Annotated in this window: 8 protein-coding genes; 2 read left to right on the forward strand and 6 right to left on the reverse strand. The window is 62.1% G+C overall.

Annotated elements, in window-relative coordinates; genetic code table 11:
- Positions 1–21 precede the first annotated feature (21 nt).
- Positions 22–699, forward strand: a complete 678-nt coding sequence (locus EOA19_RS31360) for an FCD domain-containing protein (protein ID WP_023809939.1) — start codon at positions 22–24, stop codon at positions 697–699.
- Between the two features lie 43 nt (positions 700–742).
- A complete protein-coding gene (locus EOA19_RS31365) occupies positions 743–2,290 on the forward strand; it encodes a GMC family oxidoreductase N-terminal domain-containing protein (protein WP_023809940.1) in 1,548 nt (515 codons plus the stop codon).
- Between the two features lie 58 nt (positions 2,291–2,348).
- Here EOA19_RS31365 and EOA19_RS31370 read toward each other — a convergent pair whose 3' ends face one another.
- From EOA19_RS31370 to EOA19_RS31395, 6 genes are all read right to left on the reverse strand, one after another.
- A complete protein-coding gene (locus EOA19_RS31370; protein ID WP_128305808.1) occupies positions 2,349–3,101 on the reverse strand; it encodes a GGDEF domain-containing protein in 753 nt (250 codons plus the stop codon).
- 227 nt (positions 3,102–3,328) lie between these two features.
- A complete protein-coding gene (locus EOA19_RS36150) occupies positions 3,329–3,718 on the reverse strand; it encodes a thermonuclease family protein (protein WP_245486389.1) in 390 nt (129 codons plus the stop codon).
- Positions 3,719–4,066: 348 nt separating this feature from the next.
- On the reverse strand, positions 4,067–5,218 hold the full coding sequence (locus tag EOA19_RS31380) for an ABC transporter substrate-binding protein (protein ID WP_245486391.1): 1,152 nt from the start codon (positions 5,216–5,218) through the stop codon (positions 4,067–4,069).
- A gap of 140 nt (positions 5,219–5,358) precedes the next feature.
- Positions 5,359–6,132, reverse strand: a complete 774-nt coding sequence (locus tag EOA19_RS31385) for a lytic transglycosylase domain-containing protein (RefSeq protein WP_128305813.1) — start codon at positions 6,130–6,132, stop codon at positions 5,359–5,361.
- Between the two features lie 31 nt (positions 6,133–6,163).
- Entirely contained in the window at positions 6,164–6,535 is a 372-nt protein-coding gene (locus EOA19_RS31390; protein ID WP_023809946.1) for a hypothetical protein, read from the reverse strand.
- Between the two features lie 60 nt (positions 6,536–6,595).
- The coding region (locus EOA19_RS31395; protein WP_128305811.1) for a type I secretion C-terminal target domain-containing protein at positions 6,596–9,353 on the reverse strand (2,758 nt) is incomplete at its 5' end.

Genomic DNA, 9,353 nt, shown 5'->3' on the forward strand with positions numbered 1-9,353 from the left:
GATCGGACAGGAGATTTGGTTTTGAGCGCATTCGAGCCGCAGGTCGGACCATCGGATCTCGACGACATCATCGCCGCGGTCCGCCAGTTGCAGCAGGGCGGCGGCAAGCTTCCGTCCGAGCGCGATCTTGCGGAACATCTGAGCGTCAAGCGCCATCAGCTTCGCAAGGCGCTTGAAGTGCTGCGCCTTTCGGGCGACCTCAAACCGGCGCGCGCCAGGCGGGCGCCGACCGCCCTTCCGAGATATGGCGAGGAATTGGTCAGGGTAACCAATCCGATCGAGGTCCTGGAATTGCGCCTGATCATGGAGCCGGGCCTTGCCCGACTGGCGTCGCTGCGCGCCTCTTCTTTCGAGACGGCGCGGATCCTCGACGCGGCAACCACGCCTGAGAACGCCCCGTCGGGTGAGGTCGACTTCGCTTTCCATCTCGCGATCGTTGCCGCGGCCCGCAACCACCTCGCCGCGGAATTCTACAAGATGCTGCGCCAGGTCGGTGTCGATGCGCGGGTGAAGGTTGCGCGCACCGCGGCACCCACCTGCCCCAAGCGGATCGCCCACCGCGACGGCGAGCATCGCCTGATCGCCGAAGCGATCTCGCAGCGCGATCCCGAAGCGGCAGAGACCGCAATGCGCGCGCACCTTTTGTCCGTGCAGAGACAGATCATGGAACGGTCGAATGCCGGCGCCTTTGCCGCGTGATCGTATCAGCTTCCGACATTGAGCCTGTGCGGGGAATTCCAAATTGAAACGTCATTTCGACGTGCTGGTGATCGGTGCGGGATCCGCCGGCTCGGTTGTTGCCAGCCGGCTCAGTGAAGACCGGTCGTGCCAGGTCGGCCTCATTGAGGCCGGGGCGATGCCGGCCGATCCCGACATCGCCGATCCGCTTAAGTGGACGATGCTCCAGGGCCGCGCCTACGACTGGAGCCACCGGACCGTGCCCCAGCCCTTCACCGCCGACCGCATCCATGAATGGCCGCGAGGCAGGATAGTCGGCGGCTCGAGCTGCCTGCATGCAATGGCCTATGTGCGCGGCCATCCCGATGATTTCGAACCCTGGGCGCAAGCCGGCGGCGAGCGCTGGTCCTATCGGGGGTTGTTGCCGGGCTTCATCCGCAGCGAAGCCTTCACCGCCTTCGATGCGCCGACACGCGGCAAGAGCGGCCCGCTGGACGTCTATCTGCCGGACGCCGAGGTCAGTCCGGTCGTGCGTGCCTACATCGCCGCCGGGCGATCCCTGGGCGCTCCCACCCTGAGCGACCACAACAGCGGCGAACTGGTCGGCACCAGTCCCAATTCACTCAATATACGTGACGGCAAGCGCCTGAGCGTCGCCGACGCCTATCTGCCGTCGCAGGTCATGGCGCGGCCGAACCTGACCTTGCTCGCCGGCCACGAGGTCGAGCACCTGGTGCTGGACGGCCACAAGATCACGGGCGTGAGCGTGGTGTGCGAGGGTGAGACCAGGACGCTCTGCGCCGACCGGATCGTTCTTTGCGCCGGCGCCGTATCCACGCCGCTCATCCTCATGCGGTCGGGCATTGGCTGTCCCGATACGCTGAAGCAGGCTGATATACGCTGCCTAGCCGATCGGGGCGATGTGGGCCGCAACCTGCAGGATCATCTGCTGGCTCTCGGAAATGTCTACAGCACGAAAAAGCCGGTGCCGCCCTCCCGCCTGCAGCACTCCGAATCGCTGATGTATCTGCACAGCGACGATCCGACCCGCTCTACGGGAAGTCCCGATATCGTGCTCGCCTGCGTCGTCGCCCCGTCCGCGGCCGAGGGCCTGAAGACCCCGCCCTATGGCTCCGCCTTTACCATCCTGTGCGGCGTCACCCATCCGACAAGCCGAGGGCGCATCACACCAAGCGGGCCGGGCCGCAACGATGCGCCGGTCATCGACCCACATTATCTCGAAACCGAACACGACCGCGCGACATTCAGGATGGCGTTGAAGCGGGCGCGCATGGTCGGCCATCATGCGGCTCTGGACGAATGGCGCGATATGGAGATCCTGCCAGGCGCCCCGGTTCAGTCCGATGCCGAACTCGATGCTTTCATTGCCAGGGCTGCTTCCACCCATCACCATCCGGCCGGCACGTGCCGGATGGGTCGTGACACTGAGGCCGTCGTCGATCCTGACTTGCGGCTGAACGGCTTCGACAATGCCTTTGTCGTCGACGCCTCGGTGATGCCGGCGATCCCGAGCGGACCGATCAATGCCGCGATCGTCGCCGTAGCCGAAACCTGGGCGGCGTCTTCACGGGCTACCCCGTCGTCAGCGTAACCGCGGCCGCGTCCGACAATTCCCCTGGGTTCCGAATGGCTCTGGTTCCCGGCGAATGTCAGCTATGGAGATGCGTCAGTTCAAACGCGGCTCCGTCCTGGACGCCGGCCATGCGCTGCTCGGCGGACCGGAACATGTCCGCGAACTCCACCTGGTTTTCGAACACCACGCCGCCGACCTTGACGGTCAGGGCATCCTCGGTCCCCTTTGGCGCGAAATAGACTTGCGCGATCCGCGCCTCGATACGCTGGCCGATTTCCCTGGCTTCTGCTTCGGTCGCACCGGCGAGGAAAACCCCGAACATCGACGTTCCCATGCGTCCAACCAGATCCTCCGCGCGCACCGACGATTGTATGGTCGAGGCTATGAGCCGCAAGGCTTGATCGCCCCATTCAAGACCAAAGCGCAGGTTGATGGACCGCAGATGCTCCGAATGGATGACCAGGAAGGCGCCCGATTTAGGCCCCGGCACCGACGGCCTTGCCGTTCTTTTTTCGACCATCGACGTGAAGACCGCTCCGTTCAGGCAGCCGGTCGTGGTGTCGAAGGTTGCCGACTTGTCGAGTTCCCGGCGATAGCGACGAAGCTCGATCTGTTTCAATCCAACGAACAGAAAAAGCGGAACACCAAGGACAACAGGCAACAGGATTGCCGTGATCATGCTGCGCCCAAATGGCGTCAGCGCCTCGGAGAACAGGAGCAGATAATTGAGGCCGACGGAAACGCCCAGGATTGCAGTGGTTCCCAGAAAGGTCAACAAAGCGACGCCTTTCCATGCCTGGTCGGTGGTGCTCGCCATAGTCTTTGTCACTGGCCGATCTCCTGTGGATGGGCTGGTATAGGGCCGGTGTGTTGCAATTTCAGTTTCAAGGAACCTTGCAATTTAATCGATTGCGCGATGACCCCATCAAGGCTGCGGACGAAATCGGCTTGCTCCCAATGCATGACCTCGGCTTTGGGAAAAGGACATGCATAAAAGACAGACGCAAAGCTGCGCCCGTGGCGGTGAACAGACAAGCATCAGGGTTGAATGGCAGGCTATTGTGCCGGGCCGAATATGCCCATCTCAGCCTTTCTGGCTGTCGCCTCCGCCTTGCCGTAGATGCCGCTCGGCAGCGCCGTGGCCCAGCCGTTGGAGACAAGCCAGGCGCCAACATCCTGCTTGCCTAGCCTGCATGGCGCGGCGACGGCAAAACGCTCGACGTCCGGAGGTACGAAACAGTGCAGCCCGCGTCCCCTCAGCCAGGAATTGAAAACGGCGCGTGCGCGCAGGCCGCAAGGCCAGGTGACGTCATGAAACGAGCAGGAGCTGTCGAGATCGATGCCTCGCACTCCGCTGATGACCACCTTGCGGCCCATGGATTCGAACATCGCCGACGATGTGGCAACCGGGCGGTAGAGCAAGACCTCCCGCCAATCCCCAGGCATTGGCGTTTTCGGGGGCACGGCGAGACCGAGCTCGCTGAGTGGCGGACGGGGCTCGGTCCGTTCGATCTCAGCGGGATCAAGCCGTGGCGGAGCGATCAGGTCTTGAGCAACCTTGCGCGCCGGCTCCAGGCGCTGTGCGCCGGCTACCGGGGCAACCGGCCGGATAGGCTGCGTATCGTCAACATCCCGCGACGGGGCACGGACAGGCCGATCGACCGAAAGCAACGCCCCACCTTGAATGATCAGCAGTATCCCGGCCAGAAGCAGCAGGCTTCCGAGCGCGATCGCCAAGCGGCTGCGGCCCGGCCTGCCCATCAGCTTGAACAGGATCTCAGGGATTTGCGCCGGTCAGAAACCCGACGTCGATTTGGCAACCAGCTTGAGCGCACCTTTTTCAATCCGATAGAACGGCATCGAGCGTTCGCTGGATCCGTCGGCCCGAAACCGGAACAGGCCGGTCGACCCGCGAAAGCCGTTTGGATTCTCGAGAACCTTTTTGCTGAAGCCATCAGGCCCGATCGCGCTGGCAATCCCTGCCGTCAGGGCAACCATGTCATAGGCATAGGCCACATTGACGTCAGCCGGATAGTTGTATGCCGTCCTGAAGCGGTCGGCGATCGGCCCGGTTTCACTTGGATCGAGCGTGGCGATAAACGCCCCCTCTAAGAGCGGATCCATGGGGTGCTCCAGCCAACGGTTCGTTCCGACGACGGAGACAGTCTTTCCCGGAATGCCCTTCGATTTGAGGGCGGCAAGGACAGGCGACGGACTGCCATTGCCGCTGGCGACAATGACGGCGTCGGGGGCGTCCACGAGTGAGCCCATTTCGTCGACCGCCTTCGCGGCGCCGTCGCCGGCGGAATATCGGAGAGTGACCGCGAGCGCCGCGCCGTAGATGCTGAGGCTGTTTGCGACCCGCTTCTCCATGGCGCCGGCGTTTGGGCCATCCGCGACAAGCAGTACGAACTTCTTGCTGCCTTTCGCGGCTAGTCCCGCAGCGCCCGCGGCGGCGCTGTCCGCTTCGCCAAGGAGCACGGCATAAACCCCGGCGCCACCGGCGAAATTATCGGCGAGCGCCAGGACCGGTGGCCGCTTCGATCCAGACAGCGTGGCAATATGCTGGGCTGCCGTCAGTTCGGTCGGGCCGATCACGACCTTCGAGCCCGTCGTTATGGCCGTTATCGCCATTTTGCCGGCCAGTGCGCTGTCGCCTTTGGTGTCTTCTACCGTCAGCGTAAGCAGTCCATTGCCAATATCCGTCATCGCCAGCTTGGCCGCATCCAGCATCTTCCTGCCGTTTTCGCCCGCTGTTCCGGAGCCGGACAACGGCAGCAGCATCGTGACTTTGGTCGAACCGGTGCCCAGCGACTGGGTCGCCTGGACGGGACCGGTAACAGCGGCCCCATTCTGCCCGGCAGGCGCGGCAACCGCCGCCGGATCGAGCACTTCGGACACGCCGCCTTTCGACTGGCAGCCCGACACGATCGCGGCGAGCGCCAAGGCGATTGCCCATGTCCGCGGACAGTGGACCTGTCGGCCAGCTTCCATGAATGCTCCACCCCTATGTGCCGCCGGATATTGTTCCCGGTCTGGTCTCCAACGCATGTTACGGCGGACTTGCAGTGCCGTCTGTAGTTCTTTTAGCCGCCGAAAAGCCTGCCTCTGAGCGTCCTGATCTGCCTTGCTTGCCCGGCACTTCGATAGTCGGCGCATTTCATGTATCGCGGCCCGGGCACGAACAGGCGGCGCACGCAAACGCCCTTTGCCCCCTTCCCCGGCCAGAATTGGGCAGCGGCTCCACCCTCACCGCCTGAAAAGGCGGAAAAGCCGAACGTCGCCACCGGCAACGGCCCGGTCACTTCAATCCCCTCCCTTGCCAGGATTGCCCGCGCACGCTGGCAGTAGCGGACCGAAAGGGCCGAGAACCGGCTTTCATTGTGCCCGGCGCGATACTTCATGACGGTGGTGCACAGATCGCCCCCGGCCAGCCTGTTGGCCTGTGCAAGATATCTGACTCCCAGCGCGATGTTGGTCGCCGGCGCGCTCAGATCGTCCAGAGAACCTCGAAAGCCGAGCATCCTGGCCGTCGCCGGCATCACCTGCATCAGGCCGACTTCGCCGTCGGCGCCTTGCACGCCGGGATCGAAGCCGCTTTCGATCTCCATCACCGCATGCGCCAGCAGCGGCTCCAGGCCATGGATCGATGCCTGGCAGCTGGCAAATGCCTTGAATGTCTGCCGGGTCCACTCCGTGGCCGGATCACAGCGCACTGCCTGCTTCAGGCCGGACGAAAGCTGTTGTTTCACGGATGGTCGTTCCAGCCAGTTGGCACTGGCCGGCGTGACCGTTTGGACAAAGCCAAGCAACACGATCGCGCCCGCGACCGCCTTCAGGAAGGATCCGTCGGCTGTCATGATGGCCAACAGGCGTGGTTCGCCTAGCCGGTCAGTGCATGTACTCGACCATGCGATCGTGAAAACACTCGCATTTGTTGAGGGTGTCTTCGTCCTTGTAGTTCGTCTTGAGGTAGCCGTAAGCCATGCCGCAGGCGACCTTGGCTTCCGATGCCCAGACGAAGACGGGACGCGACGAGTTGATCCACTCCGAACTGTTGGCGGCGGCGACCGACTCGTCCATCAGCTTCACCACTTGCTGCTTCAGATCGACGATGTTGTCGTTCAGCACCAGGTTGGACGTCCCCACGACACGGCAATAATCGCCGGTCGGGCCATCGATGATGTCGGCGGCATACCCCGTCGACCCGACTGCCAGCAACAGCGTCGCAGCGGAAACCAGCAGTCTTGCAGAACGTTTCATGTTGAGCTCCCCTAGATATTAGCGACGTATAACATAGTCGCGTGGTTGTGCGCTATGCCGTTAGATCGTTGCCGTGTGTTGCACATGCGCCGTGTCGTCGTAGAGTATCGTGATCGTGCCGGCGGCAGGAGCGTTCTGCAACGCGGCGACGTCCACGAAATTGGCCGCATTGCCCGAACCAGTGGTATCGACGCTCAGTGTCTTCGTGTCGGCGTCGTAGTGCACATAGTCGTTGATGTTGCCCCCCGACGCCGTGTCGAACAGCGCACTCAGGTCGATCTTGTCGCCCTCACCACCAGGGCCGGTGCCGTGGTAGTCGGTGATGAGGTCCTTGATGTCGAGGTTGTCGAGCTTGAAGGTATCGGCGCCCGTGGTTCCCGTTTGTCCGGTGGTATCGAAATTGCCGAAGCCGATGTCGGCAACCGCACCCGTCTCGCCGCTGGCGGTGGTGAAAGTCGATCCACCATAGGTCAAAACAGAGCCATCTTCCGAAACGGAGTGCTGATTGTCACTCGTAAGTCCGATCTCGACGATACCCAAAGCGGCAAGACTCTTGAACTCGCCTGAATCCGACACGCCATTGCCGTTGGCATCCTGCCAGACACCAAATTGCCCGAAATCGTGATCGGCGGCAGTCAGCTTCCCATCGTGGTTCGTGTCGTAGACCAGGGCAAGCGCAGCGAGATCGGTTGCCGCGCCAGCAGCCTGCTGGGTGAAGACGATCTCCGAACCGTTGTTCACCTTGCCGTCGCCGTTGAGATCGATCGCCAGGATGCCGTCATGGGTGTCGACCCAGGCGGTCTTCGAAGCGACGCCATCGCCATTATAGTCGAACGAGACGGTAGAGTGCGTGAGATCCGTGGTGTGGATACCGTCGTGATTGAGGTCGAGCAGAACCGGAGCAGCAACCGCGTTAGGCGTCAAACCGTCTTTCACGTGAACGGTGAAACTGCCCGCCAACGTCTGGTCGCCGTCGCCATCCGTGAGTTGCACCGTCGCCGCAATCGTATGATCGACCGTGGTCGACGTTACGCCGACATTCGTGAGGTTAAGTTTGATAGTACCTGACGATTCATATGCATCAATCCACGCAATTTGCGTACCGGAAGGCGAGGTGATCGTTAGGGAGGCCGCACCGGCAGGCGGAGTATAATGAGCAGATGTTCCATCTGTATAGTGTGCGACGAACTCAATCTTATCACCCACATCGTAGCTAAAAAATGTAAATGTGGCATATGATACATTTGTGAGTGCGATATTTGGAGCTACGTAACTCCCCGCACTGTCATAGTCATTCGGTGTCCCGAAGTCGAAACGCAAGAATTCACCTTGGTTTAAATTGTTGTTTCCAAGTCCCCATCCTTGAGTAGAACCATTGATGTTGCTCTGCTGTGTCAACGTGGGATCGGCGCCAATTCCAGTCTGGCTGTACCAATCCGTCTCCTCTGTTCCGGTGAATCCACCGGTTGGCTTCCAACCGGTTACCATGACGATGTCTTGGTTGCTGGCATTGTCGTGCACTACCACGGATGAGCTTGGGCCGCTCCCGAAAGAACTGCCCTGTCCAATGGCGACATTGGTTGTTGTGCCATCGAGCGGCGCTAGCAAATCGAACGTGTACTGCCCCGACGTGCCGGCGGTGGGATCGACCGTAATGGTGAAGACCGCCGTGTCCCCTGCATCATGGGTTCCGCTGTTGTTGTTGTCGGCATAGGCGGTCAGCACGTTGCCGACCTGCGCCGTCACGAGATGGTGTCCTGCTGAAGTCAGACCGGTCGTGTCGACAGTGATCGTCATGCCGGCCCCGGCTCCGTCAGCGCCCGCGACGAAGTGGAGCGTCCCAACCGCCGGCGCTTGCAACGGATCGTTGCTCGCCTGTTGGCTCTGCACGGTGCCCAATGTCGGCACGTCGTCAGTGACATTGACCTGAACCGTCGCGCTCGCCTGGTCACCATCCGTATCGGTGGCGACCACGTTGATGCCGGTCAGATTGATGACGTTCTGCCCACCCGCGTCGGGGTGCGGAAAGTTGTCGAGCAGCGTCACATTGACTGTCGCGGATCCGTTGGCGCCGGCCAGGATCGGCAGTGACGGTGCGACTAGGTCGATATGGATAGCATCGATGCCGTTGATCGAACCGGTGATCTGCGTCGGGCCGACCAGCGTCCAGACGATGTCGGCACCGACAACGCCGTTGACGTTCGCCGTGATCCCGGCAACCGACGTGAACGCCACACCGGTGATGTTGTCCGAACCAGCATGGAACGACACCGTTCCGCTGCCGTTCTCGACATTGGTCGCGGCCGCGCTGCCGGTCGCATTGGCAGTGCCGAGGCCTTCCTCGTCCACCGCGATGACCGCGTTGGTCACCACCGACGGGTTGGTCCCGTCATTGATGGTGATGGTCAGCGTCGTCTGCGAGGTGTCGCCGTCGCCGTCCTTCAGCGTGTAGGTGAAGGTCTCCGTCACCGCCGATACGTTGCTGATGTTGGAATTGGCGATGTAGCTGTAGGTCCCGTCCGGGCTCAGCGTCAGTATGCCGTACTGGCCAACGACATGGAAGTCGCTGCCCGCAGGCGTCGTTGCCCCAAACCCTGTCACGCCGGTCACCGAAGCACCGTCGGCACCCTTGGTGTCGGCGCCCGTGTCAGTATCTCCGAAATCGCCAGGCGCGGCATCCGTGATGACGTTGCCGCTCGCCGTGCCGCCTTCCGTCACACTGTCGGTGTCGGCAACCGCCGTTGGCACGTCGTCGACAATGGCGATCTGGAACGAGGCGCTTGGATCGTCCGCCACATTGCCGTCGCTGTCGGCGACA

The organism is Mesorhizobium sp. M7A.F.Ca.US.010.02.1.1, assembly GCF_004023085.1.
Lineage (GTDB): Bacteria > Pseudomonadota > Alphaproteobacteria > Rhizobiales > Rhizobiaceae > Mesorhizobium.